Origin of the sequence: Devosia sp. (genome assembly GCF_024707125.1) — a bacterium.
GTDB lineage: Bacteria > Pseudomonadota > Alphaproteobacteria > Rhizobiales > Devosiaceae > Devosia.
In genome coordinates, this window is the sequence record NZ_JANQAH010000011.1 from 528,123 (window position 1) to 554,029 (window position 25,907).

The 25,907-nt window shown below is 62.6% G+C and carries 25 protein-coding genes and 1 pseudogene; 16 read left to right on the forward strand and 10 right to left on the reverse strand.

The window, feature by feature from the left end; translation table 11 throughout:
* Nucleotides 1-4: 4 nt before the first annotated feature.
* The 4 genes from NVV77_RS17385 to NVV77_RS17400 form a co-directional block, all read right to left on the reverse strand.
* The gene (locus NVV77_RS17385; RefSeq protein ID WP_295415218.1) at nucleotides 5-946 is read right to left on the reverse strand and encodes an ABC transporter permease; all 942 of its coding nucleotides are present in this window, start codon (nucleotides 944-946) and stop codon (nucleotides 5-7) included.
* A 3-nt stretch (nucleotides 947-949) separates the two neighbouring features.
* Nucleotides 950-1,912, reverse strand: a complete 963-nt coding sequence (locus tag NVV77_RS17390; protein WP_295415219.1) for an ABC transporter permease — start codon at nucleotides 1,910-1,912, stop codon at nucleotides 950-952.
* Nucleotides 1,913-1,993: 81 nt separating this feature from the next.
* Nucleotides 1,994-3,625 carry an ABC transporter substrate-binding protein gene (locus tag NVV77_RS17395; protein ID WP_295415220.1) on the reverse strand — a complete coding sequence of 544 codons (1,632 nt, stop codon included), beginning with the start codon at nucleotides 3,623-3,625 and terminating at the stop codon, nucleotides 1,994-1,996.
* Between the two features lie 108 nt (nucleotides 3,626-3,733).
* Nucleotides 3,734-4,453 carry an FCD domain-containing protein gene (locus NVV77_RS17400; protein WP_295415221.1) on the reverse strand — a complete coding sequence of 240 codons (720 nt, stop codon included), beginning with the start codon at nucleotides 4,451-4,453 and terminating at the stop codon, nucleotides 3,734-3,736.
* Between the two features lie 363 nt (nucleotides 4,454-4,816).
* On the opposite strand from NVV77_RS17400, the gene NVV77_RS17405 reads away from it, so the two are divergent.
* The 8 genes and pseudogenes from NVV77_RS17405 to NVV77_RS17440 all read left to right on the forward strand — a co-directional run bounded on the left by NVV77_RS17405 (nucleotide 4,817) and on the right by NVV77_RS17440 (nucleotide 11,977).
* Entirely contained in the window at nucleotides 4,817-5,824 is a 1,008-nt protein-coding gene (locus NVV77_RS17405; RefSeq protein WP_295415222.1) for a Gfo/Idh/MocA family oxidoreductase, read from the forward strand.
* Between the two features lie 8 nt (nucleotides 5,825-5,832).
* Complete coding sequence (locus NVV77_RS17410; protein ID WP_295415223.1) at nucleotides 5,833-6,609, forward strand: SDR family oxidoreductase; 777 nt, start codon at nucleotides 5,833-5,835, stop codon at nucleotides 6,607-6,609.
* A 5-nt stretch (nucleotides 6,610-6,614) separates the two neighbouring features.
* The gene (locus NVV77_RS17415; RefSeq protein ID WP_295415224.1) at nucleotides 6,615-7,574 is read left to right on the forward strand and encodes a Gfo/Idh/MocA family oxidoreductase; all 960 of its coding nucleotides are present in this window, start codon (nucleotides 6,615-6,617) and stop codon (nucleotides 7,572-7,574) included.
* Between the two features lie 3 nt (nucleotides 7,575-7,577).
* Complete coding sequence (locus NVV77_RS17420) at nucleotides 7,578-8,363, forward strand: SDR family oxidoreductase (protein WP_295415225.1); 786 nt, start codon at nucleotides 7,578-7,580, stop codon at nucleotides 8,361-8,363.
* A 5-nt stretch (nucleotides 8,364-8,368) separates the two neighbouring features.
* The gene (locus tag NVV77_RS17425; protein WP_295415226.1) at nucleotides 8,369-9,181 is read left to right on the forward strand and encodes an aldolase/citrate lyase family protein; all 813 of its coding nucleotides are present in this window, start codon (nucleotides 8,369-8,371) and stop codon (nucleotides 9,179-9,181) included.
* 9 nt (nucleotides 9,182-9,190) lie between these two features.
* Nucleotides 9,191-10,471 carry an amino acid deaminase gene (locus NVV77_RS17430; protein WP_295415227.1) on the forward strand — a complete coding sequence of 427 codons (1,281 nt, stop codon included), beginning with the start codon at nucleotides 9,191-9,193 and terminating at the stop codon, nucleotides 10,469-10,471.
* 77 nt (nucleotides 10,472-10,548) lie between these two features.
* A pseudogene (locus tag NVV77_RS17435) lies at nucleotides 10,549-11,308 on the forward strand (M81 family metallopeptidase); the annotation flags it as partial.
* Nucleotides 11,309-11,404: 96 nt separating this feature from the next.
* The gene (locus NVV77_RS17440; RefSeq protein WP_295416192.1) at nucleotides 11,405-11,977 is read left to right on the forward strand and encodes an MlrC C-terminal domain-containing protein; all 573 of its coding nucleotides are present in this window, start codon (nucleotides 11,405-11,407) and stop codon (nucleotides 11,975-11,977) included.
* Between the two features lie 68 nt (nucleotides 11,978-12,045).
* Here the strand turns inward: NVV77_RS17440 and NVV77_RS17445 are convergent, their stop codons facing one another.
* Complete coding sequence (locus NVV77_RS17445; protein WP_295415228.1) at nucleotides 12,046-12,822, reverse strand: phytanoyl-CoA dioxygenase family protein; 777 nt, start codon at nucleotides 12,820-12,822, stop codon at nucleotides 12,046-12,048.
* 149 nt (nucleotides 12,823-12,971) lie between these two features.
* Here NVV77_RS17445 and NVV77_RS17450 point away from each other — a divergent pair, with 149 nt between their 5' ends.
* From NVV77_RS17450 to NVV77_RS17460, 3 genes are all read left to right on the forward strand, one after another.
* Complete coding sequence (locus NVV77_RS17450) at nucleotides 12,972-13,763, forward strand: helix-turn-helix transcriptional regulator (protein WP_295415229.1); 792 nt, start codon at nucleotides 12,972-12,974, stop codon at nucleotides 13,761-13,763.
* A gap of 8 nt (nucleotides 13,764-13,771) precedes the next feature.
* Complete coding sequence (locus NVV77_RS17455; protein WP_295415230.1) at nucleotides 13,772-14,470, forward strand: sialidase family protein; 699 nt, start codon at nucleotides 13,772-13,774, stop codon at nucleotides 14,468-14,470.
* A gap of 380 nt (nucleotides 14,471-14,850) precedes the next feature.
* Nucleotides 14,851-17,106 carry an MFS transporter gene (locus NVV77_RS17460; protein ID WP_295415231.1) on the forward strand — a complete coding sequence of 752 codons (2,256 nt, stop codon included), beginning with the start codon at nucleotides 14,851-14,853 and terminating at the stop codon, nucleotides 17,104-17,106.
* Here NVV77_RS17460 and NVV77_RS17465 read toward each other — a convergent pair.
* Genes NVV77_RS17465 through NVV77_RS17475 form a run of 3 tightly spaced genes read right to left on the reverse strand, consistent with a single transcriptional unit; the run spans nucleotide 17,103 to nucleotide 19,226 of the window.
* Nucleotides 17,103-17,594, reverse strand: coding sequence for a hypothetical protein (locus NVV77_RS17465; protein WP_295415232.1), 492 nt, complete (start codon nucleotides 17,592-17,594; stop codon nucleotides 17,103-17,105). The genes NVV77_RS17460 and NVV77_RS17465 overlap by 4 nt on opposite strands.
* Nucleotides 17,591-18,052, reverse strand: coding sequence for a hypothetical protein (locus NVV77_RS17470; protein ID WP_295415233.1), 462 nt, complete (start codon nucleotides 18,050-18,052; stop codon nucleotides 17,591-17,593). Before NVV77_RS17470 ends, NVV77_RS17465 begins: the two co-directional genes overlap by 4 nt.
* Nucleotides 18,036-19,226: an amidohydrolase family protein gene (locus NVV77_RS17475; RefSeq protein ID WP_295415234.1), complete on the reverse strand. Its 1,191-nt coding sequence runs from the start codon at nucleotides 19,224-19,226 to the stop codon at nucleotides 18,036-18,038. Before NVV77_RS17475 ends, NVV77_RS17470 begins: the two co-directional genes overlap by 17 nt.
* Nucleotides 19,227-19,290: 64 nt before the next feature.
* On the opposite strand from NVV77_RS17475, the gene NVV77_RS17480 reads away from it, so the two are divergent.
* The 3 genes from NVV77_RS17480 to NVV77_RS17490 are packed head-to-tail and all read left to right on the forward strand — an operon-like array spanning nucleotide 19,291 to nucleotide 21,470.
* Nucleotides 19,291-20,061, forward strand: coding sequence for an SDR family NAD(P)-dependent oxidoreductase (locus tag NVV77_RS17480; protein WP_295415235.1), 771 nt, complete (start codon nucleotides 19,291-19,293; stop codon nucleotides 20,059-20,061).
* Nucleotides 20,058-21,053 carry a GntR family transcriptional regulator gene (locus tag NVV77_RS17485; protein WP_295415236.1) on the forward strand — a complete coding sequence of 332 codons (996 nt, stop codon included), beginning with the start codon at nucleotides 20,058-20,060 and terminating at the stop codon, nucleotides 21,051-21,053. The genes NVV77_RS17480 and NVV77_RS17485 overlap by 4 nt, the downstream gene beginning before the upstream one ends.
* A gap of 15 nt (nucleotides 21,054-21,068) precedes the next feature.
* Nucleotides 21,069-21,470 (forward strand): RidA family protein, encoded by a 402-nt coding sequence (locus tag NVV77_RS17490; RefSeq protein WP_295415237.1) that lies wholly within the window; start codon nucleotides 21,069-21,071, stop codon nucleotides 21,468-21,470.
* A 4-nt stretch (nucleotides 21,471-21,474) separates the two neighbouring features.
* Here the strand turns inward: NVV77_RS17490 and NVV77_RS17495 are convergent, their stop codons facing one another.
* Nucleotides 21,475-22,260 (reverse strand): IclR family transcriptional regulator, encoded by a 786-nt coding sequence (locus tag NVV77_RS17495; protein WP_295415238.1) that lies wholly within the window; start codon nucleotides 22,258-22,260, stop codon nucleotides 21,475-21,477.
* 164 nt (nucleotides 22,261-22,424) lie between these two features.
* On the opposite strand from NVV77_RS17495, the gene NVV77_RS17500 reads away from it, so the two are divergent.
* Both NVV77_RS17500 and dgcA read left to right on the forward strand, forming a co-directional pair.
* On the forward strand, nucleotides 22,425-23,729 hold the full coding sequence (locus NVV77_RS17500) for an aspartate aminotransferase family protein (protein ID WP_295415239.1): 1,305 nt from the start codon (nucleotides 22,425-22,427) through the stop codon (nucleotides 23,727-23,729).
* 104 nt (nucleotides 23,730-23,833) lie between these two features.
* Complete coding sequence (gene dgcA, locus NVV77_RS17505) at nucleotides 23,834-24,829, forward strand: N-acetyl-D-Glu racemase DgcA (protein WP_295415240.1); 996 nt, start codon at nucleotides 23,834-23,836, stop codon at nucleotides 24,827-24,829.
* Between the two features lie 133 nt (nucleotides 24,830-24,962).
* On the opposite strand, the gene NVV77_RS17510 is transcribed toward dgcA, so the two are convergent.
* Nucleotides 24,963-25,820, reverse strand: coding sequence for a MurR/RpiR family transcriptional regulator (locus NVV77_RS17510; RefSeq protein ID WP_295415241.1), 858 nt, complete (start codon nucleotides 25,818-25,820; stop codon nucleotides 24,963-24,965).
* Between the last annotated feature and the right edge of the window lie 87 nt (nucleotides 25,821-25,907).

Sequence of the window (25,907 nt, forward strand, 5' to 3'; positions counted from 1 at the left end):
CGCATCACCCCTGCTGGCTCGGATCGGTCGCATCGCGCAGACCATCGCCGATGAAATTGACGCTCAGCACGAAGAGCGAGATCACCATGCCCACCGGCAGCCAGATCCACCAATTGGTCTGCAGCACGCGAATGTCCTGCGCCACATTGAGAATATTGCCCCAGGTCGGAATGGAAAGCGGCACGCCGAGCCCAAGGAAGCTCAAACCCGCTTCCTGCAGAATAAAGGCCGCCGTCGAGAGCGTGATATTGACCATGATCGGCCCCAACGCGTTGGGCAGCATGTGCTTATAGGCAATCAGCGGGCGGCTAAGCCCAAAACTGCGCAGGGCCAGCACATATTCTTCTTCGCGGAGGCTCAGCATGCGCGCACGAGCCATGCGGTAGATGCCGCCCCAACCGGTGAGGGTAAAGATCAGCATCAGGTTGACCAGCGACTGGCCCATGATCGAGACCAGCATCAAGACGAGAATGATCTGCGGAAACGACATGAAGATTTCCGAGACGCGCATGGCCAGCGCATCGAGCCATCCGCCGACATAGCCGGTATAGACGCCGATCAACACACCGATGATCGCGGCCAGGATGGCGCTTCCCAGACCCACCAGAATGGAAATCCGGCCGCCATAGAGCACACGCGCGAAGAGATCGCGCCCCGTCCGGTCGGTACCGAACCAGTGCTCCCAGCTCGGCGCCTGCAACATGCCGCGCAGGTCGATCTTGTTGGGATCATAGGGCGTCAGCAGCGGCGCAAAGATCGACGAGAGAATGATGATGGCAAAGACGATAAGGCCAAAGACGGCAAGGCGATTGTTGAGGAATTTCTTGACCGCGCGCGAGCCGCCGCCGGACTTGGCAAGGCCGGCTTCTTCACGGGCGCGGATGCGGTCGAACTGCGCATCGAGCCGGGTGCGGCGGCGTGTGGTTGGGTAGGTGGGGCCTGACATGGACTATTCTCCCAGCCGCACGCGCGGATCGATCACCGCGGTCAGAATATCGACGATGAGGCTGGCAACGAGCACCGCCATGACCGAGAGCAGCGCGATGGTCATCACCACCGGATAATCCTGCGAACGCACGGCGGAGATGAATTCATTGCCGATGCCCGGCCACTGAAACACCTGCTCGATGATCACCGAACCGCCAATGAGAACCGGCAGGCGGAAGCCGATGAGCACCACGACCGGGGTCAGCGCCACGCGAAACCCGTGCAGCAGATTGACCCGCCATTCCGGCAGGCCCTTCGAGCGGGCGGTCTTGATGAAATCGCGGCTCAGCGCATCGAGCATGGACGAGCGCGCATAGCGCATCACGCCTGCCGTCAGCATGATCGAGAGCACCATGGCCGGCATCACCATATGCGGCAGCCGGTCCCAGAGCGTGACATAGCCGGGCATGGAGCGGCCGCCGACCGGGAACCATCCCAGGTTCAGCGCAAAGATCGAAATGGCAACAAGACCGAAGAAGAATTCGGGGATCGAGACGCCAAGCATGCCGATAACGGTGAGAGCGCTATCGGTCTTGCTGCCCCGCTTGAGGGCACTGAGGACGCCGAGAAGGCTGCCGATCAGGGTCGAAAAGACCAGTGCTACCGCCGCCAGTTCCAGCGTCGCCGGCAGGCGCGTGGCAATGATATTGGCAATGGGCACGCCGCCACTCATCGAGTAGCCGAAATTGCCCTGCAGGAGATTGGTGAACCACGACCAGAACCGCACATGGAACGGCTGTCCGAGCCCCAGCGATTGACGCAGGGCTTCGAGCTGGGTCGGATTCATGCTGCCCGCGGCATCGGGATTGATCATGTGGGAGACAGCGTCTCCCGGCGTGAGTTCAAGTCCCAGATAGACCAGGAAGCAGATGACAAAAGCCATCGGGATCAGGATCAGGACGCGCCTGATTATGTAGGTCAGCATGGTGTCTGGCCAATCCCCGTCAATAAAAGGAAAAAAGACGTGGGAGCATCGGCATTGCTGCCAATGCCCCCACAGTCAGGGTCACTTCGTCGGATGCGGGAACTGGTTGATCCAGAGCATGCGGGTATAGGGAATGTCGATCGGGTGGACATTCATGTAGTCGAGGGCCTGAAGGCCCGGCACGTCGCCGGCCGCCTTGGTGTAGCCGAAGTCGGCCTTCTGGGCCTGGGCATTGACCAGGAGGTTGCCGTCATTGTCGCTCGAAGGACGGGCGATGATCTGTTCGATCTTCGGCGTGCCCTTGTGATAGCCCTCGAAGGGAACGAGCGTGGTGTAGTCGTTCATCACCACTTCATCGATCTTGAACGGGCCCGAGCCGATCGGCTTCTGCCAGAACGGCGCCTGCTGCAGCGTCACCGGGTCGACACCTTCGAAGTGCTTGGACGGCAGCGGTGCAAACTGGCTGAAGGTCAGCAGCACATTGGGGTCGAGCGTCGAGAACTTTACCGTCACGGTATTGCCCTCGGCACTGACACCAGCCAGCGTTTCGGCTTCGCCCTTGATAAAGGCATCAGCCCCTTCGATCTTCTTCAGCGTCGACTGCACCACCGGATGCGTGACCGGGAACTTGGCCGCCGCGCCGATCGACCAGACGATGTCTTCGGCCGTGATCGGTGCACCGTCATGCCAGGTCAGACCGTCCTTGAGCGTGAAGGTGAAGGTCAGCCCATCTTCACTGATCTCATAGGTGTCGGCCATTTCGCCGCCAATCGGGGTCAGCGCGCCATCAGCCTCGAGCACGGTGTCGAAGGCGAACTTGTTCGCGACCCAGATACCGAGATTCTGCCACGGCACTTCGAAGAACTGCGCCGGGCCGGCATTGGTGTAGAGCACACCCTTGCCCGAGGCATCAGGATCGATCGTCCAGGTCTCGACGCCCCAATTGTAGTTGTACTGCTCGTTGCCATAGGGGGCATCGTTGCGGTGCAGACGGTCGCTCTCATAGGTATAGAGCTGCTGATAGTAGAGGGGGATCTGGTACACACTCTCATTGATGATGTGTTCCATCTCGAAGTAGCCCTCACGCTGCACTTCGGGATCGGTCGTGCCGTTCACCTTGGCGACGAGCTCGTTCATCCGCGGAATGTTCGGGATCATCGGCTTGAGGCCATAGGCGTAGCGGTTGAAATATTCCTGCAGGGCCAGCGCGGCGCGGGCGCCGTAGAGCATGTCCCAGGTCACCTTGGACGGCCCGTTCACCGGATCATCCGGCACGACGGCGATCTGCGAAGCAACGTCGCCTTCAACCAGGCGGTAGTTCATGGTGATGCCGACATCGGCCAGATAGGCCTGGAGCGCGGCCATCAGGTCGGCGGTCGCCTGGTCAGTATAGTAATAGACGACGTCGAGTTCGCGGCCTGAATCCCAGCCCGCTTCGGCCAGAAGCGCACGCGCCTTGTCCGGATCGTAGTCGTAGTGGATGAGATCGGTCGGCTTGTTCGGACCATCTGGAAGCATGCCAATGGCACGAACGGCCTGGCCTTCAAAAATGGTCTCGATGATGGTGTCCATGTCGATGGCGTAGGCAATAGCCTGGCGCACGCGCGGATCGGACAATGGGTTCTCATTGATCGGCTGGGCCACGGCGGCACCGATCGCAGTCGTCGACATCAGCGCGGCAAGGCCGACGGCGATGAGTTTCTTGAATTGCATCTGCGTTCCCCTGTTATGAAACTTGTTCAATTTGGTCCGGGCCGAATCCCCACTCGGTGACGCCGGACGGTCGCGGTCTCCACACCGCAACGAGTTAAAGACCCTGGATCACACCTCCGAATTCTGGTTGCCGTCCCCGATCGGGGTCAGCACGTGATTGACGTAGATCGCGTAATTACGCGTCAGGTGTTTGGTCAGGATGGTGACAGCGGCCTCCGCGTCATGCGCGATGATGGCCTGGACCACGCCCTTGTGTTCGTCATTGCTGCGCCGGTTGTGGCTCACGACGTCCTTCGGCCCCGGCCGCGACATCATCAGCCCACCCACGAACGCATCGTGCAGCGCTACGAAGATCGGATTGCCCGGCACTTCGGCCAGCGCCCGGTGAAATTCCACATCGGCAATCCGGAACGCCGGCAAGTCGTCGAGCGCCTTGTCACCCTTCTCGATGGCCGCAACCATCTTGCCGATCTGGGCCGGCGTCGCCGATTGCGCCGCATAGCGGGCAAGGCTCGTTTCGAGAAACAGCCGCGCCTGCTCCATATGCGCACCACCCTCGGTGCCCCGAAAGAACAGCCCCGAAGCCGCCGAAATACTGCCCATGAGCTGGGTCAGCGTGGGATAGGCGACCCGTGGTCGATATCCCTTGCGCAGCTCCACCAGCCGCATGCCTTCGAGACGCTTCACCGCCTCGCGGATCGTCGTCCGGCCCACGCCGAAGCGCTCGCAAAGATCACGCTCGGAGGGAAGCATGGCCCCCACTTCAAGAATGCCCGCATGCACTTCTTCCGCCAGCATGCCAGCGATTTCAGCCGCCCCCAAAGTCACCGCTTCCTCCTCATGGTCGCGCCTTACACGCAACCACGAACCTGAATTTGGTGTCAAATTATTCATCTTTGGTCGACCAAAACTGCTATGAACGTTGAAAGAATTGACCTTTGGCGCTTCAGGAGACGCTATTTTCGACATAAATGACGGCCCTCCTGAAAAAATTGTTTCACGAATTAGCGCAGAATGTCTGTTTGACGAAAGATCGTTCTATCTTTCTCGGGAATTCCGGCCCAACACCCTCGTTAAGCCGCTAAAACCGTTATTGACACCCTAAGCTATCTCATTAACATAACAACATAGTTTTTTGGGGTGTCAAGCGGCATTCATAAATTGCGCTTGATCCGAGGGGATGGGGATCGAATGAAGAGGGTTCTGATTATCGGCAGCGGCGGCATTGGTCGCCGGCACCTGCGCGGCTATGCGGCGACGGGGCGGGCGAGCCTTGCCATCGTCGAGCCGCACCCCGAGCGTCGCGCCGAGGCCGAAGCGATGTTTTCGCTCGTCGGCAGCTACGCCGATCTCGATGACGCCGACCTCTCAGCCTTCGATCTCGCCGTCATCTGCGCCCCGGCCCATCTGCATGTACCGCTCATGCTTAAGTGCGCCGCCGCGAAGCTCCCCTTCATGGTCGAAAAGCCCCTCGCCGTGACCATGGATGGCGTCGACGCCGCGCTCGAAGCCGTCGAAAGCGCCGGCATCCTCGCCAGGGTCGGCTATATCCGCCGCATCGCCCCCGAGGTGCTAGCAGTCCGTCAACAAATCCATGACGGAAAGATCGGTTCGCTAAAGCTCGCCTACGTCAATTCCTCGCAGGAATTTCCCAAATACCGCCCCGACTTCCAGCGCACCTATTATGCCCGCCCGGAGATGGGCGGCGGCGCCATTCTCGATGCCGCCAGCCACACTTTCGATATGCTGATCTGGCTCATGGGCCAGCCCGTCGCCGTCGGCGCCATGTATGATCGGCTGGTTCTTGAAGGCACCGAAACCGAGGATACCTGCCTCGTAAACATCTGTTTCGAAAACGGCGCCATGGCCAATGTGACCATCAACCAGTTCCAGAAACCCAATATAAATCAGGCCTCTTTCATCGGCACATCGGGCAATCTCTTCCTCGAACACTCCGTCCTCAGCTTTGCCGACGACGACAGCGGCCAGTGGAAAGATCGCCACGACTACATGGACGGCCTCGTCCCGACCGAGGCCCATCAGGCCCGCTTCACCATCCAGGCCAACGCCATGCTCGACGCGCTCGAAGGCAAGCCCTGCCATCTCGCGACCCTCGGCGAAGCGCGCCAGAACCTCCAGATCGCCCTTGCCGCCAAAAAGTCCTGGCGAGATCGCGTCATCGTCTCGATAAACCGCTGAGGCCGAACATGTTTTCTCTAGAAGGCCGTAGCGTCCTCGTCGCCGGCGGCGCCGGCTACCTCGGTACCCCCGTCTGCCTGCTGCTCAAGGCCCAAGGCGCCAATGTCATCATCGCCGACCGCGACATCGACCGCCTAGAAGTCGCCCGCACCACCATCGCCGCGGCGCCCGGTACCGGCGGCGTCGCCACCCTGCCCCTCGACATGGCCGACGAAGCCTCGATTCTCGCCTGCGTCGACGGCGCGGCCATGGCCTTCGGCAATCTCTCTGGCCTCATCGCCGCCACCGCCTTCAATTCCGGCAAGACCTTTGACGCGCTCGACGCCGATACCTTCGACCTCGCCAACCGCATCAACCTGACCGGCACCTTCCTCCTCGCCCGCGCCGCGGCGAGTAAAATGGCCCCCGGCGGTGCCATGGTGCTCTATTCCTCCATGTATGGCGTCGTCTCGCCCGACCCGAAAAACTACCCCGGCAAGATGGCCCCCAACGCCATCGAATACGGCGTCGGCAAAGCCGGGCTCAACCAGATGGTGCGCTACATGGCCGGCCACTATGGCCCGAAGAATATCCGCGTAAACGCGCTTTATCCCGGTCCCTTCCCGCATGCTGCGGTGCAGGAAACCCATCCCGATTTCATCGCCAATCTTGAAGCCGAAACCATGCTGGGCCGCATCGGCCGCCAGCATGAAACCGCCGGCGCCGCCGTATTCCTCGTTTCCGATGCTGCCTCCTACATTACCGGCCAGGTGCTGGGCGTAGATGGTGGCTGGACCGCCTGGTGACCTCCATGAGCTTTCCCTTCGCCGACCGCCCCATCCGCCTCGCCATGCTCGGCATGGTCGAGGGCAATGGCCACCCCTTCTCCTGGTCGATGATCATCAACGGCCGCTACGACGCCGAAGCGCTGAAGACTTGCCCCTATCCGGCGATCATCAACTATATCGGCAAGCAGCCGCCCGAAACGCTGGGCATTCCCGGTGTCGAAGTCACCCACGTCTGGACCGACAATCCCGCCGAGGCCCCGCAGGTCGCGGCAGTGGCAAAGATCGCCAATGTCGTCACCCGCGCCGAAGACGTCATCGGCCATGTCGACGCGGTCATCGTCGCCACCGACAAGGGTTTTGAGCACGTCGAGCGCGCCCGCCCCTTCGTCGAGGCCGGCCTCCCCGTCTTCATCGACAAGCCGCTCTGCGACAACCGCGCCGACCTCGAAACCTTCTCGAACTGGATCGCCGAGGGCAAGCCGATCATCTCGTCTTCGGGCATGCGCTTTGCCAAGGAATTCGCGCCCTATCACGGCGCCACCTACGAATTCGGCCCCCTGCGCACAGTCTTCGCCACCATGGCCAAGAAGTGGGAGACCTACGGCATCCACGCGCTGGAATCGATCTACCCGATTACCGGCCCCGGCTTCGTCTCTGTCCGCAATACCGGCACCTATGAGCGCAATGTCGTGCACCTGAAACATTCCAAGGGCATCGACATCGTCATCACCGTCACCGCTGACCAGATCGGCGGCTCCGGCTTCATCACCCTCGCCGGCACCGAGGGCGGCGTGACCCTCCGCAGCCAGGACACCTACACCGCCTTCAAGGCGCAGCTCGAAAGCTATGTCGGGTTCCTGCGCACCGGCGTGCCACCCGTCCCCTTCGCCCAGACGCGCGAATTGATGCAACTGGTCATAGCCGGCATAGAAAGCCGCGAGGCCGGCGGCGCTGAAATCCTGCTTTCCAGCTTCGGAGCCTGACCCATGGGCGTTCTCGACACTTTTTCATTGAAGGGCAAAGTTGCCCTCTGCACCGGTGGCGCAGGTCTCTATGGCCGCCAGATCGTCGCCGCCCTCGCCGGAGCGGGCGCCACGACCTATCTCGCCGCCCGCGACCAGACCAAGCTCGAAGCAGTCGCCGCCGAGGAACGCGCAGCCGGCAATGACGTCACCGCCCTCTCGCTTGATCTGAGCTCCGACGCTTCCATCGAAGCCTTGCACAAGACCATTTTCGAGCGCAGCGGCCGCTGCGACGTCCTGGTCAACAACGCCGTCACTCGCTCTGCCACCGATGGCTGGGACCACGATCTCGAAGCCTATGACCGGAGCCTCCGCGTCAACGCCTCGGCCCTCTTCAAGATCACCTCGCTCTTCGGCAAGTCCATGGCCGCCAACAAGTACGGCTCAATCATCAATATCGGCTCGATGATGGGCATGGTCGGGGTCGAAATGGGCAACTATGCCGGCACCGACATGAACCCCAATCCCTCGCCCATCTACTTCTACGAAAAGGGCGGGATGATCAATTTCACCCGCTGGGCCGCCAGCATTCTGGGCAAGGACAATGTCCGGGTGAACTGCCTCTCGCCCGGCGGGCTCTTCTCCAACCAGCCAGCACCCTTCGTGCAGAACTATTCCGATCGCACCCAGCTCGGCCGCATGGCCAATGAGACCGATCTCATGGGCGTCATCGTCTTCCTCGCTTCCGATGCCTCCGCCTACATCACCGGCACCAATATCCCGGTCGATGGCGGCTACACCGCAAAGTAACAGCCATGACCGAAAAGCAGCTCTATTCCGCCACCCCCGCCACCCAGCACCGCATGCGCAAGAGCCGCGTCCTGCGCACCATCGCCGCCGGCGGCGTCGCCAAAGTGCTAAAGCTCAACACCTTCGACGCCAAGGTTGCCGAGATTTTTGCTCAGGCCCAACCCGACGCCCTCTGGCTCTGCCAGGAACACACTTCGGCCAGCCTCGAAGCAATCGAAAACCAGATCCGCGCTGCGAAAATCTACGACGTCGACAGCCTCGTCCGCGTCGCCCGCGGCAGCTATTCCGACTATATCCGCCCGCTTGAGGCCGATGCCACCGGCCTCATCGTCCCCCACGTCATGGGCGCCGCCGATGCTCGCGCCGTGCGCGACGTGACCAAGTTCGCCCCCCTCGGCCGCCGCGCCGTCGATGGAGGCAACAATGACGGCATGTTCACCCGCGTCGGCTTCCTCGACTATCTCGAAACCGCCAACAAGGAACGCTTCGTCTGCCACCAGATCGAAGACCCCGAAGCGCTCGATGAAATCGAAGCCATCGCCGAAATCGACGGCGTCGACGCCCTCTTCTTTGGCCCCGGCGACTATTCCGTCCGCCTCGGCATTCCCGGCCAGATTCAGGCGCCCGAGATCATCAAGGTGCGCGAACGCGTCGCCGAAGTCGCCCGCAAGCACGGCAAGATCGCCGCCACCGTCGCCGGCAAGGTCAATGTGAAGGACTATGTCTCGATGGGCTACAACCTCCTCAGCGTCGGCGCCGACGTCGTGGCTCTCGCCACCTATGCCGACGACGTCCTTTCCGCATTCGACGCCATCTAGGACGGGAAGATGAACCTCGACGCGCTGCAGAAAACCCTGCTCGACGGCCGCACCAAGGGCATCCCGGCGACGGCCGAACCCTTCGCGCTGAACGACATTGCCGGCAAAGGCTGGAACGTCCTCCGCGAGGACCTGCCCATGCCGTTGATGCTCCTGAAACGCAGCGCGCTCGACCACAATTCCAGCGTCTTCGGGCAATATCTGACGAGCCACAACCTGTCCCTCGCGCCCCATGGCAAGACCACCATGAGCCCGCAAATCTTCGCCGAGCAATTGGCTGGCGGCGCCTGGGGCATGACGGCCGCCACCGCCAATCAGGTGCAGGTCATGCACCACTACGGCGTCAAGCGCGTCCTCCTCGCCAACCAGCTCATCGGCAAGGCGCACCTCGCCGGCATCGCGGCACTCATCGATGCCGACCCGGAATTCGATTTTTCGTGCTTTCTCGATTCCGCCAGTCAGCTCGACAACATGCTCACGCATCTGCGTGAGCATGTACCCATCCGCCCAATCAAGGTCCTACTCGAAATCGGCGCCAAGGGTGGTCGCACCGGCCTGCGCACCGAAGCCGAAGCGCTCGCCCTAGCCAACAAACTGGCCAGCAGCGACCAGAACCTCGTGCGCTTCGCCGGCATCGCCACCTTCGAAGGCGTCGTCCCCGGCATCGACAAAGACCCGATGCTCGTCGAACCCTTCGCCCAGAGCATCGTCGACATCGCCCGCGCCCTGCCCAAAAGCCTCTATGCCGGCCTCGACGAATTCATTCTCTCGGGCGGCGGTTCCTCCTATTTCGACATCGTCGCCGACCGTTTCTCGACGCTCGACCTGCCCCTACCCGTCCGCGTGCTGCTGCGCTCAGGCTGCTACGTCACCAACGATTCCGGCGCCTACAAGAAGGCGCAGGACGAGGCCAAGGCCGATCCGCGCCGCTCCTGGAAATCCGACCTGCAGCCGGCGCTCGAGGCCTGGGCCTATGTCCAGTCCATGCCCGAACCCGGCCTCGCTTTCCTCTCCATGGGCAAGCGCGACGTGCCCTACGATTCAGGCCTGCCCGTCCCTTTCAAGCGCTACCGCCCCGGCACCGGCTTCCTGCCCGTCGGCGAAGCGACCATCTTCGCCACCAACGACCAGCACGCCTATGTGCGCCTCGGCGCAGACACCGATTGGCAGGTAGGCGACCTCGTCGCCTCCGGCGTCTCCCACCCCTGCACCGCCTTCGACAAATGGAGTTTCCTGCCCATCGTCGACGACGACTACACCGTCATCGACGGCGTCCTGACCTTCTTCTGAGGCCCATCATGTCCAAGACCGTGCTTTTCGGCGGCCTCTATCACGAGACCCACACCTTCCTCGCCGACAAGACCGGCATGGCCCAGTTCGAAGATGGCGGCATCCGCATCGGTCAGGCGGCCTTGGACCAGAACCGCGGCAATGGCTCACCGAGCGCCGGCTTCATCGACTATGCCGAAAAGGCCGGCTGGCGCGTCCTCCCCACCATCCAGATGGCGGCCCAGCCGGCCGGCAAGGTGACCGACGACGTGGTTGACCTTTTTCAAGCACTTCCTCGCCGGTCTCGACCGCCACATCAATGAGATCGACGGCATCTTCCTCGTCCTACACGGCGCTATGGTCAGCGAGGGCTCCGACGACGTCGAAGGCCTCGTCATCAAGACCATTCGCGACCGCCTGAAAGCAGCCGGCCGCGACGACCTGCCGGTCGGCGCCGTCCTCGACCTCCACGGCAACATTTCGCAAGTCATGGTGGAAAACTCGACGATCCTCCGCGCCTATCGCGAAAACCCGCATACCGACGCCTATGAATCCGCCGTGGCTGCCGCCGAACTGCTCGACCGCGCCTTCAGCGAGCCCGATATCAAGGCTTTGCACCGTTCGACCAAATACGTGATCTCGCCCGTCGGCGTCGGCTCCGCCAATGACCCGATGAAGAGCGTCCTCGCCGCCGCCCGCACTATCGAGGCCAGCGATCCCAATATCCTCACCATCAACGTCATGGCCGGCTACGCCTATTCCGACATTCCCGATTGCGGCTTCAGCCTCAATCTCGTCACCAAGGGTCCGGTCGCCGCCGCCGAAAAGCACCTCGACACCCTGGTCAGCGTCCTCGAAGCCAATATCGAGGCCGGTTACCCGCACGAAGACGATCTCGCCACCGCCCTGGCCAAAGCCGACGTCCTGCCGCCAGGCACTGGCCCGATCCTCCTTATCGAACCTGCCGACAATATCGGTGGCGGCACGCCGGGCGATGCGACGGGCCTACTCGGCCCCCTCCTCGAAACCGGCCGCAAAAACATCCTCGCCGCCCTCGCAGATCGCGAAGCCGTGGCCAAATGCTTTGCCGCCGGAGCGGGCGCAAAAGTCTCGCTGCTGATCGGCGGCAAGACCGACGCCCATCACGGCGCGCCGATCCCCTTCACCGGCATCGTCGAGCATCTCAGCGACGGCGTCTTCCAGCTCGAAAACCCGAAATCGCACCTCGCCTCCATGGGCGGCACGACCATCCGCATGGGCCGCTGCGCCGTCATCACCAACGACCAGGCCAAAATCCTGCTCTCCGAGCGCAAGACCGCGCCCATGGATCTCGGCCAATACCATTCACAGGGACTGCGCCCCGAAGACGCCACCTATGTCGTCATCAAGGCCGCCGTCTCGCATCGCGCCGCCTATGACTCGATCCAGCGCGCCAGCTTTTACGTCGACAGCCCCGGCCTCTGCACCAGCGACCTGCGCCGCCTACCCTTCACCAAGCTTCAGGGCAAGGTGATTTCATTGAGGTGACCATGCCAAGCCCCCCGCAAGATCAAAGAGGTTTGCGGCGGAGCCCTCCGGGGCTCCGCCATTGCCATTCAGATCTTGCCTGCGGCCCGAAGATCGGCCTGCAACTTCGCCTGATATGCCGCCCTTGCTTCCTCATCCACCTTGGCGCTCTCCCCGAAATAGACAAAGCCCAGCGCCCGCCGCGCCCGCGTTGGCGAAGTATTGGGCCCGGCCCAGTGAATGGTCTTGGAGTGGTGCATCAGGAAGGTGCCCGCGTCGCCCGGAAAGGCCACCGTGTTGGCCTTGTCGTCCGTAGTGCCGAAATCGGTAATCCCCTGCGAAAAGCCAAGGATTTCCGATCGCCCATGCGGTCGATAGCCTTCGTTTTTGTGCGACCCACGCACATAATGGATGCAGCCATTTTCTGGATCGACCCGCTCCAGCGCCAGCCATCCGGTAACGGCCGCAGGCGGATTGAAATGGAAATAATACCCATCCTGATGCGGCGGCGTCGGCTTGCCGATACCGGCCGGCTTGTTGAAATATTCAAGGTTCACCGCCCGCGCCTTTTCGCCCAGCATGCTCTCGGCCAGTTCGCGGATCGTGTCGGTCTCGAGCAGATCGCGAAAATACGCATCGTAGTGCTGCATGTTCTGCATCTGCTTGAGCGTGCCCTTGGCACCCTTCTCTTCGTAGAACACTTCCGTGTCCATCATCTCAGGCACGCAGCTTTCGACATAGCGGTCGAATTCGCGATTGATCTCCGCCATCTTGCTGGCGTCGAAAAGCGGCTTGATGGCGATAAAGCCATCCCGGTCGAAATCACTTTTGAGGCTGGTGAGCGGGTCCTGCATGGCCACGGACATCGGCATTCTCCTTATTGGTTCCCTCTGCCACCATCTGAGACCAACCGCCGTCCATCGTCTGTTGAGCAGTACGGTAGTGAACTAGGAATTCCGATTGCGCCTGTCACACATCAGTGGCGGCACACCCCACTTCATGGTGCTGTGCCGACATGATCCAAAGCGTCGATCCCGATAGCATCATTCTGCGCGAGCACCGCCTCGGTCGCTTCGACCGGCGCATGCCCATCGGCCCGGCGCAGTGGGATTTTCATGACCTGCTCTGGATCCACGAAGGCAGCGTCCGCCTCAGCGTCAATGGCGGCGAAAGCATCACGCTCAGCGCCCCCGGCGGCCTCCTGATCTTGCCCAACACCCCCTTCTCCGGCACCACCATAGGCGGCTTCGCCACCGCTTCGATTTGCCACTTCACTTTGGTCAGCGCGCAAACCAGCGGCCCCGGCTATCTCCTCCCCCGCCCCGGCGAAGCCATGCACGTCCAATCCATGCTGCGCCTGAGCCTCGATCTCGCCAACGCGACCACCGAGGCGGACCTGCAACGCCGCCGCCGGCTCCTCCTCGTCATGCTCGACTGCTTCGATCACCCCACCGCCACCCACAGCGAGCCTGCACCCGGCGATGACGGCCTCGACATGGCCTGGGGCCAGGCGACAAAATCCCTCCACAAGATGCGCACTCTCAGCGACGTCGCCGCCGTGATGGGCGTCCATGAAAGCGCCCTGCGCGCGCGCCACCGTCGCCAATACCGCACCTCTGCCGGCAGCCACCTGCGCGAAATGCGCCTGCGCCGCGCCGAAGACCTGCTGTCAACCACCCGCTACACGCTCGGCGAAATCGCCCGCCTCGTCGGCTATGGCCACGCCGAAACCTTCATCGCCGCCTTTCACCGCAGCCGCGGTTGCACGCCCGGCGAATTCCGCCACCGCTCCAATCCCTTTGCCTGAGAGCCCCAATGCAGCTCGTTGAAACCGGCACAATCTACGCCAATCCCGATCCACTCCTCGTCAGCCGCCAGGCCGCCTTTCCCGGCCTTGCCCGTTTGACCAATGGCGACATCGTCGCGCTTTTCTCCATCGGCCAGGCCTTCGACGCCACCGACATGCGCGCCTTCGTCAGCCGCAGCACGGATAACGGCCACACCTGGAGCACCCCCGCGCCGCTCCACACCAAAACCTTCGCCCCCGAAGAATCCGAAACCTTCAAGCCCGCTGCCCTCGCCGACGGCACCCTTCTCGCCACCGGCTATGTCTTCCTCCGCCCCACCCCGCTCACACCCATCGTCGATCCCAAGACCAACGAACTCCTGCCACTCCACAACAAGCTGTCCCGCTCCCACGACGGCGGCCACACCTGGACGGTGCCGGAGCGCTTCATCGTCGAAGATGTCGGCCTCGAACTCTCCGGCCCCATCATCCAGCGCGCGTCCGGCGAACTCCTCGGCTCGGGCGCCCCATTCCACCTCGGCCCCGACAATCACGAAGGCTGGCTGATCTCCAGCGTCGACAATGGAAAAACCTGGCAGAAAAAATCCATCTTCTTCCGCGCCGATCCCAGCGCCGTTGCCCCTGGGAAAGCCGCCTCATCGACTTCAGCGGCACCCGCATCGCCGTCCTCTTCTGGGCCTTCGATATCGCCGCCGGTCGCAACCTGACAAATCGCCTCGCGCTCTCCGAGGATGGCGGCAAAACCTTCCGCACCCTCGACACCGGCATCCCCGCCCAGGCCTCCAACGGCCTTGCCCTCGGTCACAGCGAACTGCTCACCATTCACGCCCACCGCGAATCCCCCGTTGGCCTCAATATCTATCGCTCCCGCCTCCACCACGACCGTCTGGAAGTGCTGGACACACTCGCCCTTTTCGCCGACGAGAGATTGGGGCAACGGACGGGGAGGCCGATCCATTCGCCAGTCTGCGCTTCGGCCAGCCGAGCCTGCTTACGCTGGACAATGGCGAATACCTCGCCTGCTGCTGGCAGGTCGAAAACAGCCAGCACGTCATCAAAACTTTCCGCATCCGGCTCTGAGGCCATTGTGTCGACGACACCAGAACTGACCGACTACGCAAAACTGAGAAAAATGCCGTTCTACTACGGCTATTCGGTACTCACCGGCACCGCCGTGCTCTGCACCGTCGGCGCGCCGCTGGTGCTGTTTTCGGCAGAACTCGGCATCGACAAAGACCGCATCGGCCTCATCGGCGGCATCCTGCCCTTCTTCCAGGTTCTCGGCATTGCCGCCCTGCCGGTCATCCTGCACTTCGGCACCAAGCGCGTCGCCGCCCTCGCCCTCATCGCGCGCTACCTCTTCCTCCTGCCGCTTTTCATCGCCCCCCTCTTCATCGCCACGCCCAATGTCGCCTTCGCCCTGATCTTCGGCGCCATCATCTGTTTTGCCATCTGTCGCACCCTCTCCGAAGCCGCCGTGGTCCCCTGGTCGCAGGAAATCATCCCGCGTCTCGTGCGCGGCCAGGTCAGCGGCAAGAACGCACTGGCCTATCTACCCACCGCGCTGGTCGGCTCCTTCCTCATCCAGCTCTGGCTCGATGGACAAGACGGCATCGAACGCTTCTACCCCGTCTTCGCCATCGGCATCGTCATCGGCACTGTCGGCGGCCTCTTCCTCTTCGGCCTCGGCGGCGGCGGCCCGCGCGCCTCCTCCCGCAGCAGTCTCGACGCTATTCGCCAATTGCGCGTCCCCCTGCGCGACCGCAATTTCCTCGCCTTCCTCTATTCCTCCGGCAGCCAGTATCTCGTCTTCGCGGCGCTCAATATCTTCCTGCTGCTCTTCTTCCGCGAGCGGCTGGGCATATCGAGCGGCCAGATCGTGCTCATGGCCGCCCTCATCCCGGTCGGCTCCGCCGCCGGCAGCTATGCAGCCGGCTGGTTCATCGATCGCCACGGCACCCGCGCCATTCGCATCACCCTGCAGACGCTGCAGGTCGTCATGCTCCTCGCCTTGCCCTTCCTCCATGATGGCATTCCCGGCGTCGAGCTACTCGTCGGCCTCGTCTTCTTCCTCTTCGGCTTTTTGGTGCAGGGCGCCATGGTCGGCGGCAGCGTCTATATGCTCAACTATGTGCCGCCCACCGAGCGCGAGAGCTATATGGCCCTCGCCTATTCGAGTGACGGCATCTTTGGCGGCGGCCTCACGGTCCTCGCCGGCATATTGGTCCAATATTTCGAGCACAACGGCACCAATCTCGGCTCGGCCCATATCGGCGGCTACGAAATTCTCTTCCTCGTCGCCGCCCTCGTCACCGCCAGCTCCGCTGCCGTCTTCGCCCTCCTCAAGGAAGAAGGCGCCACCGGCGTTCGCGATTTCCTCGGCCAGTTCTCCACCGGCAATCCCCTGCGCGCCCTCTGGGGCATCCAGCGTTTCTCCAGTTTTACCTCGGAACAGCGCCGCCGCGATCTCGCCTACAGCTTTGGCGGCACCGGCAGCACGCTCGCCAAGGACGAACTGATCTCCGCCCTGTCCGATCCCAGCTTCGATGTCCGCCACGAAGCCATCCGCGCCCTCGGACGCCTCCCTCCGACGCCCAAGGCCATCCATGCCCTGGAAGATATCCTCACCTATGACGGCCTGATCGAGCTGCAATATGCCGCCCTCGATTCCCTCGGCCAGCTTCAGTCCCGCTCCAGCGCCGCAAAGATCGCCCGCTTCCTCGACGACGGCAATCGCCTCCTGCGCTCCCGGGCCGCCCGCTCGCTCGGCGACATCCGCGCCGAGACTTACCTGCCTGCCATCAGGAAAATGCTCGCCGAAGACGCCGACATCGACTGTCGCCTCGCAGCTGCGTCGGCTCTGGGAAAATTTGGCGACCGGCAAAGCGTCCCCGCCCTCGTCGCCATCTATGTCGAGCAGGCCGGCGACGAAAACCCGATCAGCGAACCACGCAGCAAGGTGGTCCTGCTGGCCATTTCAAAAATCCTCGGCATCGAAGAACAGTTCGCCCGCAACTGGCGCCGCGAGCAACGCATGCCCGGCTACTGCCTGCCGGCCTTGCTGAGCCGACTGGCCAAATCGCTCGACGCAAAAGACAATCGCACGGAGAGCATCCGTGCCACCTTGCAGCAAGCCGCCGCCGGCCTTGGCACTGGCCCGACCGCGGAAAGCTTCACCGCCCTCCGCGCTCTACGCCCGCTCATCGCCGCCTCGCCCCACAGCGAAGCGCTACCAGTGGTGGAATTGATCGACGGAACGCGAGACATCACCGAGGCCCATCCGGCCCTGATGGTTCTCCTCGCCGTGGCCGCCCGCCACGTCCTCCGACCGCCGAAGGACTAGGTCGCAGCCTTCTTGCCCGGCCATCCCATCAACAACTGCACCGATTTCTCCGCCTCTTTCGCCTTCTCCGCATCCTTGAAGATGCGCATGACGCAACGCGGCTCGGTGCGGCTGATGACGTCGTAGACGAGATGATAGCCGGTCTTGTCCATGATCGGCCCGATCCAGCCGGCGCAATGATCGCAATAGCGCGACATCGGCGCCGCGTCGTTGTCCATCACCTTGGCAAGGCTCGGGCAGCCATGCATGTGCAACTCGAGATGGTCCTCATCGACCATCAGGTCGAGCTCGCAGTTTTCCTCTTCCTCGATCACCGACCAATATTCGTACATGCCCTGCAGACCCTTGGTCTTGATCAGGTCCAGAATATGCTTTTCCTGGTTCTTGCTAATTTCGAGCCAGTAGAGGTCAAGGTCCTCCTGCCCCTTGCTTTCGAGGAACTTGAACACCTCGTTATAGAAGCGGGTGAAATGGTCGCTCGGGATCATGCGCGCCTCCGGATGATCTGCCGGCAAGCGCCGGGCCCGGTAATTTCCGTATCGATCCGGTACGGGGTGCCCTCGGCAATCGCCTCATTCACCTTGGTCGTCTGGTCACAGAAATGCGCCGAAACCGACGGGGAAATCTTCGCGACATGGTGATAGGCCGTGCAGCGCCGCACGGTGAGAACGATCTCGTCCTCACTCACCGCAATGTCATAGTCGGCATCCTCGCGGGTGAAGAAATGCCGCCAATGCCGCACCATCTCCTCCGGATGGCCATCCAGCATATGCTGCCGCAGGTCGACATAAACATCCTTGCCCACCTTGGCGAAAATCTCGTGCAGCACTTCGACGCCATAGCGCTCGACGATGAAATCGATGGTCGTGTTCACCGCACCATGAAAATCGAGGTGAACATTGCCCTCTTCCTGATAGCGCAGCGGTGTTTCAGGCAGCTTTTGCATGGTCGCGCCTAAAGTAGGATTTGCCACCGATAATGGTCTCCTCAACCGACAGGTCCACTGCATCGAGCAGCACGAAGTCGGCCAGCTTCCCCGCTTCGATACTGCCGAGGTCCGCCTCCCGCCCGACAACCCGCGCCGGCACCAGGCTCGCCGCATGTGCCGCCTGCACCAGATCCGCGCCCGCCATCGACACATAGTTTCGCATGGCCTCGTCCGAGGTCAAAGACGAACCACAGAGCCCGCCATTGCGATCCCTTACCGCCTTGCCTGGCGCACTCGTCACGAAATAGCCGGGATAGAACTCGAACTCCGTCCCCGGCAGGCCCGCATATTTCATCGAGTCCGTTTCAAGAAACACCCGATCCGCCGGCAATTGCGCCAATATGCGCAAGAGTTTCGGATGCGCATGAATACCATCGGCCACGACGCCCAGCGCCAGATGCCGCTCCGCCAGCAGCGCATCGGGCAGCGAAAACACATGCACGCCCGAATTGTCCGGCGGGATGGTCCGCATCACGTCATACATATGCGTCACCGCATCGATGCCCCAGCCAACATAGCGCGAGACATCGTCCGGCGCCGCCTGGCTGTGCCCGAAATGGACAGAAACCCCCGCCGCCTTCATCGCGTGGATAAACTGTTCCGCACCCGGCAGTTCCGGCGCAATCGTCACCGCGGCGAGCCGCCCCTGAGCCCTTTCAAGCATCATCGCCGCCAACTCGGCCGACGGCAGCTGCAGGTTCTCCGGATTATGCGCCCCCGGCGAATTGAAGCACGGCCCCTCGCTGTGAATACCCAGCGCCCGCGCGCCCTCAGCCCGTCCACAAGTCTCGGCCAGCCGCGACAGCACCGACCCGAATTCCGCCGGTGGCTGGCAGCCGATAGACGGCAAAAACGCCGTCACCCCACGCGCCGGCAACTTGGCGGCAGAGTCCGCCACGCCATTCGGCGTCGCATCCGAATAGAGGTTGATATCGAACCCGTGCTGCAAAAGGTCGATCATGCCCGGAAACAGCAGTTTCCCGCTGGCATCCAGCACCCGCCAATCGGTCCCGACCGCCGTTTCCGGTGCGACAACGCCCAGAATCCGGCCGTCTTCCACCAGCAGGTCATGACGCAGAACTCCCGTGGGCGTCACCACCAGACCGCCTGCCCACTTCTGCTTGACACCCATTGGGGAACCTCTATTAGCATGTTATTATGCTAATGAGTTAACTCACTTCGTTTCGGGTGTAAATATGGATCGCCGCACCGTCTGCATTACCGGCTCCACGCAGGGCATAGGCTTCGGAATTGCCAAGGCTTTTGCCAATGACGGCCATCGCGTGATCCTCAATTCTCACATCCGCGACGAGCGGGCGGAAGAGGCCATCGGCGAACTTTCTGCCCTCACCGAAGTGCGTTTCGTACAAACCGATCTCTCAAGGCCCGGCGGCGCAGAACAGCTCATTGAAGCGGCCCACGAGCAGTGGGGAGCGCTCGACACACTCGTCAACAATGCCGGCACCTTCCTCGATGCCCCCTTCGGCCAGCTCACCGAGGATATTTTCGACCGCACCTTCGCCCTCAATGTGCGCGCCTACCTCTTCGCGAGCCAGGCCTTTGCCAACCGCGTCAAACCCGACCAGATCGGCGCCAACATCATCTGCGTCGGCTCCACCAATTCCATGGCCGCCGAACGCGATAGCGTAGCCTACGACACTTCCAAGGGCGCCGTCCTCATGCTGGTCAAATCCCTCGCGGTGACCCTCGCCAGTCGCGGCATCCGCGTAAACGGCCTCGGCCCCGGCCTCGTCCGCACCCCACTTACTGCCGCCGCTCTCGCCTCCGAGGATTTGAGAAAAGCCCTGGCTCGACAGATTCCACTCGGCCGTATCGCCGAACCCGAAGATATCGGTGGAGCCGCAGTCTTTCTTGCTTCCGATGAGGCGCGTTATATTACAGGACAGATGTTGTTCATCGATGGCGGGATTCTTGCCAACCAACTGTCCTGGGGTGTCGAACCGTGAATGTTGAACTGACACCGCGCCATCTGCAATTGCGGGACCTCTTGTTCCGCCGCTGGAAGACGGCCGGTCTCAAGGCCGGGGACAAGATCGAGTCGCAGAACGAGATCACCAAGTTCTGCGATTTCTCGCTGATCACTGTCATCAAGACGCTCAAGGACCTCGAAGCCGAAGGCGTCATCCGCCGCCAGGTCGGCCGCGGCTCCTTTCTCGAAAAGGCGCCCTGGGCCGAAGCCCACCACCGCGTCGGCTTCTTCTACAATCGCAACATCGTCGGCGGCGGCATCTTCAACAACGAGTTCTATACCCGCCTCGTCATCGCGCTCGAACGCGGCATCGTTTCGGATGGCCACGAATTCGTCATGGGCAGCTTTACCCACGACAAGATGCCCGTCACCTTTTGGGACCGGCTCGATATGGTCGTCCTTGCCGGTATCACCGACGAAACCGACATTTCCGCGCTGAGCCAAACCACCAGCCAGGTCAGCGTGCTCGACGCCGCCATCGACCTTCCCGGCATCCACAGCTACAGCCTCGATTATGGCCCGGCCTTCGAGGAAATGTTCGAGCGTCTCGGCACCAAGCCCAATCGCGTGCTCTATCTCGACACGGTCCACATCTCGTCCGAACAGGCCTCGCGCCTCGAAAAGTTCAAATCCGCCTGCGCCGGAAGCGACGCCGTGCAAATCCTGCGCATCGCCGAGGTCAATCAGGAAGACCACACGGCCGACATCAAGCCGCTCGAAGAAACCATCGCCGAATTCCAGCCCGATCTCATCTGCGGCTACATGCACCACCGCTGGCATGCCCACATGGCCGAGGCCCTCGCCAAGCCCGTGCGCATCTACCCCTATGGGCTCGATTCCAACCGCCCCGGCTTCGTCGTCGAAAGCGGCGCCTGGCTCAAGACCGTGCTGCCGACCATTTATGAAAACCTCGACGACCGGCGCGGCGAAGGCGGCGTCCACACCTTCCCGGCCCATTTCGTTTACTGATCAGGACTTTTATTCATGCTCAAGCTCGTCGATAGCGGCGCCCGCTCGCACCTGCCTTTCAGCCCGGCTTTCATCGCTGGCGACCTGATGTTCGTCTCCGGTCAGGCCTCGGTCGATAGCGCCAGCGGCGCAATCATCACCGATACGTTTGAGGGCGAAATGCGCCGCTCGATCGAAAACCTGCGCGCGATCCTGGTAGCGGGCGGCCTCAGCCTCGACCATGTCGTCAACGTCAAATCCTACGTCGCCGACGAAGCCGACCTCGCCCTCTACAACCAGATCTATCCCGAATATTTCAGCGAACCCCGCCCCAGCCGCAGCACCATCGTCGGCGTCCTCGGCACCAAGCTGAAATTCGAGCTCGACTGCGTCGCCTACGCCAAGGCCACCCGCCAGCAGGCCGAGCGCATCGGCTGACCCACTAGCTCAAGATTGTCGGCGCGACCGGCGGCAGCGCCTCTGTAATCCGGCGCGCCGCATCCTGCAGCGCCTCAGCGGCGCGATCAGCCAGCACGCGCATGCGGTTCTCCGGCGCCGACAGGCTCATGGCGGCTATCGGAAAACCGTGCCCATCGAGGATCGGCACACCGATGCAGGTGACGCCATCCTCGTTCTCGCCCGTTTCCATGGCAAAGCCGCGCCGACGCGTCTCCACGACCTGCCGGCGAAACGTGCGCGGATCAGTCAGCGTGCGAAACGTACGCTGCTCGAACTCGGGACGAATGAGACGTTCGACCGTCTCGTCCGGCAGAAAGGCCGCAATGGCCTTGCCCAGAGACGTCGAGTGGACGGGGTGACGATGGCCAATCCGCGCCTGAAACCGCTGCGACCGCGTCGCCTCGCGAATGTCGACATAGACAACTTCATCTTCGGCGAGCACGCCAAGGTTCACCGTCTGGCGAAAGCCGTCGACCAGTTGATCGAGCTCGGCTTCGGCCGAACTCCGGATGCTGTGATGGACGGCATCCTTCTGCGCTAGCGCGCGAAACCGCTCGCCGACCCCGTAGCGGTCCCGCTCGATGTCATGCGCAAAAAAGCCCGAAGCCGAAAGCGTCTGCAGATATCGGAACACCGTGGTCTTGGGCAGCGACAGGGCCTGCGCCACCTCGGCCAGCGTCACGGCATGCGGCTGGCTCGCGACATAGGCAAAAACCTGCATCGCCTTTGCCACCGGCAAAACCGAATACTGGTCCGAACCCTTCGCCATCGCCAACCTCACTCTCTCCGCCGCGATTGGAGATCATGCCGACCATCGTGTCAACTCGACGACCCCCGTGAAATCGCAAACTATTCCGTCCCACGAAACGGCACGACGTTTACCGCGACCGCGCCCTGGTGTGTCCTGCGCCCAGAGAATTCGAGGAGCAGCAAATGCTGAAGTTTGACGAGTCCGCACGCATCGTTGCGTCCGAGTCCCGTTTCGTGGCCGGCGGCGTGAACAGCAATTTCCGTCTGGGCATGGGCCACGGCCCGCTGGTGTTTACCCATGGCGAAGGCGCCTACCTCTACGATGTCGATGGCAACAAGATCATCGACTACTATTGCGGCATGGGCGCCATGGTCCTCGGCCATAGCCCCAAAGGTGTGCAGGCAGCCGTCAAACAGCAGGTCGACAAGGGCATTCTCTTTGCCGGCCAGTCGCCCATCGAATACGAAGCTGCCCGCATCATCTGCGAACGCATCCCCAGCGCCGAGCGCCTGCGCTTCGGTTCCTCCGGCTCAGAAGTCGCCCAAGCCGCCATGCGCCTCACCCGCGCCGCCACTGGCCGCCGCACCATCGTGAAATTCGAAGGCCACTATCACGGCTGGTTCGACAACATCCTCTGGTCCACAGCCCCCTCCCTTGCCGATGCCGGCTCCGCCGAAGACCCCAATCTCGTCCCCGGCAGCAAAGGCCAGAGCCCGGCCGATGCCGATGGCCTCGACGTGCTACAGTGGAACGACCTCGCCGCGGTCGAAGCGCGCCTCTCGCGCGGCGACGTCGCCGCAGTCCTCATGGAAGCCGCCATGTGCAACCAGGGCGCCATTTCGCCCATGCCCGGCTATCTCGAAGGCGTGCAGGCCGCCTGCCGCAAATACGGCACCATCCTGATCTTCGACGAAGTCATCACCGGCTTCCGTCTCGGTCAGAAGGGCGCCCAGGGCCGTTTCAACGTCACGCCCGATCTCTCGATCTTCGCCAAGGCCATTGCCAACGGCTTCCCAGTCGCCGCCATCGTCGGTCGCGCCGACCTCATGGACATGTTCGCCACCGGCGGCGTCCTCCACGGCGGCACCTTCAACTCCCAGCCCGTCCCCATGGCCGCCATGGTCGCCACGCAACAGGCTCTCACCCCCGAGCACTACGAAAAGACCTCGGTCTATGGCACGCGCCTCCGCGAAGGCATCCGCTCGATCTTTGCCGAAACCGGCATCAAGGCTCAGGTCACCGGCTACGAACTGATGTTCCACATCGGCTTCGGTCTCGACGCCCCGGCCCGCAACTATCGCGACCTCGCCCGCGCCGACAAAGCCGGCTATGCCCGCTTCGCCCAGGCCCTCCTCCGCCAGGGCGTGCGCGTGCTCGAACGCGGCGCCTGGTTCGTCTCCTCCGAACACAATGACGAGGTCGTCGACAAAACCCTCGAAGCTGTCCGCACCGCCGCCCGCGAAGTCGCCCCGACCCTGCCAAGCTGAGCGACAATGGCGAGCCGGCGCGATGCACCCGCGCCGGCCCCTCGCCGTTGATCCCATCACCCATCCGCTGTTAGGAGTGCCCCACTTCTTTTGCGGATTGCCCAATGACCAGCACAAGCCTTCGCGCCGAGATCGAGAGTTTTCCGATCGCCGGCCGCTTCACCATTTCCCGCGGCAGCAAGACCGAAGCCCGCGTCATCCGCGTGGAACTGGAACAGGACGGCATTACCGGTCAGGGCGAATGCGTCCCCTATTCGCGCTATGGTGAAACGCTGGAAGCAACGCTCGAAACCATCCTGAGCCTCGCTCCGCAACTCGCCGCAGGCCTCGACCGCATCGCCCTTCAGTCAGCCCTTCCCCCCGGCGCCGCCCGCAACGCCATCGACTGCGCTTTCTGGGATCTCGAAGCAAAGCGCGCCCGCACCGACGTCGCCAAACTCGCCAACATCCTGCCCCCCGCGCGCATCGAAACCGCCTACACCATCAGCCTCGACACGCCCCAAGCCATGGCCGAAGCCGCCGCGCGCCACGCCCACATGCCGCTGCTAAAGCTGAAACTCGGCGCTCCCGGCGACGCCGACCGCCTCGCCGCCATTCGCGCCGCCGTGCCCAACACCCGCCTCGTCGTCGACGCCAATGAAGGCTGGCAGCCAAACGAATTGGAATCCCTCCTCCGCGCCGCCCACAACGCCCGCGTCGAGCTCGTCGAGCAGCCCCTCCCCGCCGGCAATGACGCCCTCCTCGCCGAGATCGAGCACACCGTCCCCATCTGCGCCGACGAAAGCGCCCACGCCCTCGCCGGCCTTGACCAACTGGTCGGACGCTACGACGCCATCAACCTAAAACTCGACAAAACCGGCGGCCTCACCGAAGCCCTCGCCGTAGCGCAGCGCGCCAAAGAGCTGAACCTCGCCATCATGGTCGGCTGCATGGTCAGCACCTCGCTCTCTATGGCCCCGGCCTCCCTCCTCGCCCCCTTCGCCCGCTGGGTCGACCTCGACGGCCCACTGCTGCTGGCCGCTGATCGCCCCAACGGCCTCGCCTATACCGACGGCGCTATAGATCCGTCCGTCAGTAGGCTCTGGGGCCGCCACTCCTAGAGGCAGTCCAACCAGTCAAAGCCCCCACCCGCTCGGTTGTCACCCCGGCGAAGGCCGGGGCCCATCTTGAGATCTCAGGTTGGATCCGGCTCAAGGCCGGGATGACAGCCAGTGGGCACGGAAGCATGCGACCCTACCGCGGATGCGTCACGTCCCGCGTCCGCTGCAGCGCATCCACGGTCTGCTCGTAACGCTGGTTCGCCACCCCGAGGAACAAACAATCCACAATAGCCAGCTGCGCGATGCGGCTGACCATCGCCCCCGCCCGCAACCGGCTCTCCCGCGCCCGGCTGACGAGACACTCCTCTGCCGCCCGCGCCAGCGGTGAATCCGGCGATCCCGTCAGCGCAATGGTCAGCGCCCCCGCCTGCCGCGCAATCTCGATGTAACGCACCGTATCCGCCGTCTCCCCGGAGTGCGAAAACCCAAAAGCCACTGTCCCCGGCGGCGACAGCAATGCCGCCGTCCAGGCCTCATGCGGATCAGCCAGCAAAAACGCATTACGCCCGATACGAAACAGCTTGTGATGCAGGTCCTGCGCCACGAACTGGCTGGCCCCGATACCGAACAGCAAAATCCTCTGCGCCTTGTCGAGCGCCGCCACCACCCGCTCCAGCGCCTCATAATCGAGCCCCGAAACCGTCTCGTCGATCGCCAGCATCTCGAGCGAGGCGACTTTTGATGCCATCTCCCGCAGAGTGTCCGACTTGGCGATCTCCGCCCCAAGGATCAGGTTCGACCCATACTGCGCCGTCTCCTTGCCCAGTTCCGTCGCCAGCGACATGCGCAATTGCGCATAGCCCGAAAGCCCCAGCATCTGGCAAAAGCGCACCACCGAAGCGACCGATGTCTGGCAGGTTTCAGCCAGCTCATAGATCGTCTTGTCGAGCACCAGGCTCGGCGTGTCGCTGATAACACTGGCCACCCGCTGCATGGCCGGCGTGAATTTTGCCGACGAAGCTTCAATGCTCGACTGAATTCCCAAAATCACGCTCCCTCATGCTCGTCACGCAGCAATCACCCTACCTCGAACCAGTCCGAAACTGAAACAATGTTTCACAAAAATGCAATTTTCTGA

Excerpts from the sequence above, each read along its gene's own strand:
- NVV77_RS17395 (WP_295415220.1), bottom strand. The coding sequence starts at position 3,625 with ATGCAATTCAAGAAACTCATCGCCGTCGGCCTTGCCGCGCTGATGTCG.
- dgcA (WP_295415240.1), top strand. The coding sequence starts at position 23,834 with ATGACCAGCACAAGCCTTCGCGCCGAGATCGAGAGTTTTCCGATCGCC.
- NVV77_RS17495 (WP_295415238.1), bottom strand. The coding sequence starts at position 22,260 with ATGGCGAAGGGTTCGGACCAGTATTCGGTTTTGCCGGTGGCAAAGGCG.
- NVV77_RS17425 (WP_295415226.1), top strand. The coding sequence starts at position 8,369 with ATGACCGAAAAGCAGCTCTATTCCGCCACCCCCGCCACCCAGCACCGC.
- NVV77_RS17390 (WP_295415219.1), bottom strand. The coding sequence starts at position 1,912 with ATGCTGACCTACATAATCAGGCGCGTCCTGATCCTGATCCCGATGGCT.
- NVV77_RS17405 (WP_295415222.1), top strand. The coding sequence starts at position 4,817 with ATGAAGAGGGTTCTGATTATCGGCAGCGGCGGCATTGGTCGCCGGCAC.
- NVV77_RS17415 (WP_295415224.1), top strand. The coding sequence starts at position 6,615 with ATGAGCTTTCCCTTCGCCGACCGCCCCATCCGCCTCGCCATGCTCGGC.
- NVV77_RS17465 (WP_295415232.1), bottom strand. The coding sequence starts at position 17,594 with ATGATCCCGAGCGACCATTTCACCCGCTTCTATAACGAGGTGTTCAAG.
- NVV77_RS17410 (WP_295415223.1), top strand. The coding sequence starts at position 5,833 with ATGTTTTCTCTAGAAGGCCGTAGCGTCCTCGTCGCCGGCGGCGCCGGC.
- NVV77_RS17480 (WP_295415235.1), top strand. The coding sequence starts at position 19,291 with ATGGATCGCCGCACCGTCTGCATTACCGGCTCCACGCAGGGCATAGGC.
- NVV77_RS17455 (WP_295415230.1), top strand. The coding sequence starts at position 13,772 with ATGCAGCTCGTTGAAACCGGCACAATCTACGCCAATCCCGATCCACTC.
- NVV77_RS17430 (WP_295415227.1), top strand. The coding sequence starts at position 9,191 with ATGAACCTCGACGCGCTGCAGAAAACCCTGCTCGACGGCCGCACCAAG.
- NVV77_RS17450 (WP_295415229.1), top strand. The coding sequence starts at position 12,972 with ATGATCCAAAGCGTCGATCCCGATAGCATCATTCTGCGCGAGCACCGC.
- NVV77_RS17500 (WP_295415239.1), top strand. The coding sequence starts at position 22,425 with ATGCTGAAGTTTGACGAGTCCGCACGCATCGTTGCGTCCGAGTCCCGT.
- NVV77_RS17385 (WP_295415218.1), bottom strand. The coding sequence starts at position 946 with ATGTCAGGCCCCACCTACCCAACCACACGCCGCCGCACCCGGCTCGAT.
- NVV77_RS17420 (WP_295415225.1), top strand. The coding sequence starts at position 7,578 with ATGGGCGTTCTCGACACTTTTTCATTGAAGGGCAAAGTTGCCCTCTGC.
- NVV77_RS17475 (WP_295415234.1), bottom strand. The coding sequence starts at position 19,226 with ATGGGTGTCAAGCAGAAGTGGGCAGGCGGTCTGGTGGTGACGCCCACG.
- NVV77_RS17445 (WP_295415228.1), bottom strand. The coding sequence starts at position 12,822 with ATGTCCGTGGCCATGCAGGACCCGCTCACCAGCCTCAAAAGTGATTTC.
- NVV77_RS17490 (WP_295415237.1), top strand. The coding sequence starts at position 21,069 with ATGCTCAAGCTCGTCGATAGCGGCGCCCGCTCGCACCTGCCTTTCAGC.
- NVV77_RS17470 (WP_295415233.1), bottom strand. The coding sequence starts at position 18,052 with ATGCAAAAGCTGCCTGAAACACCGCTGCGCTATCAGGAAGAGGGCAAT.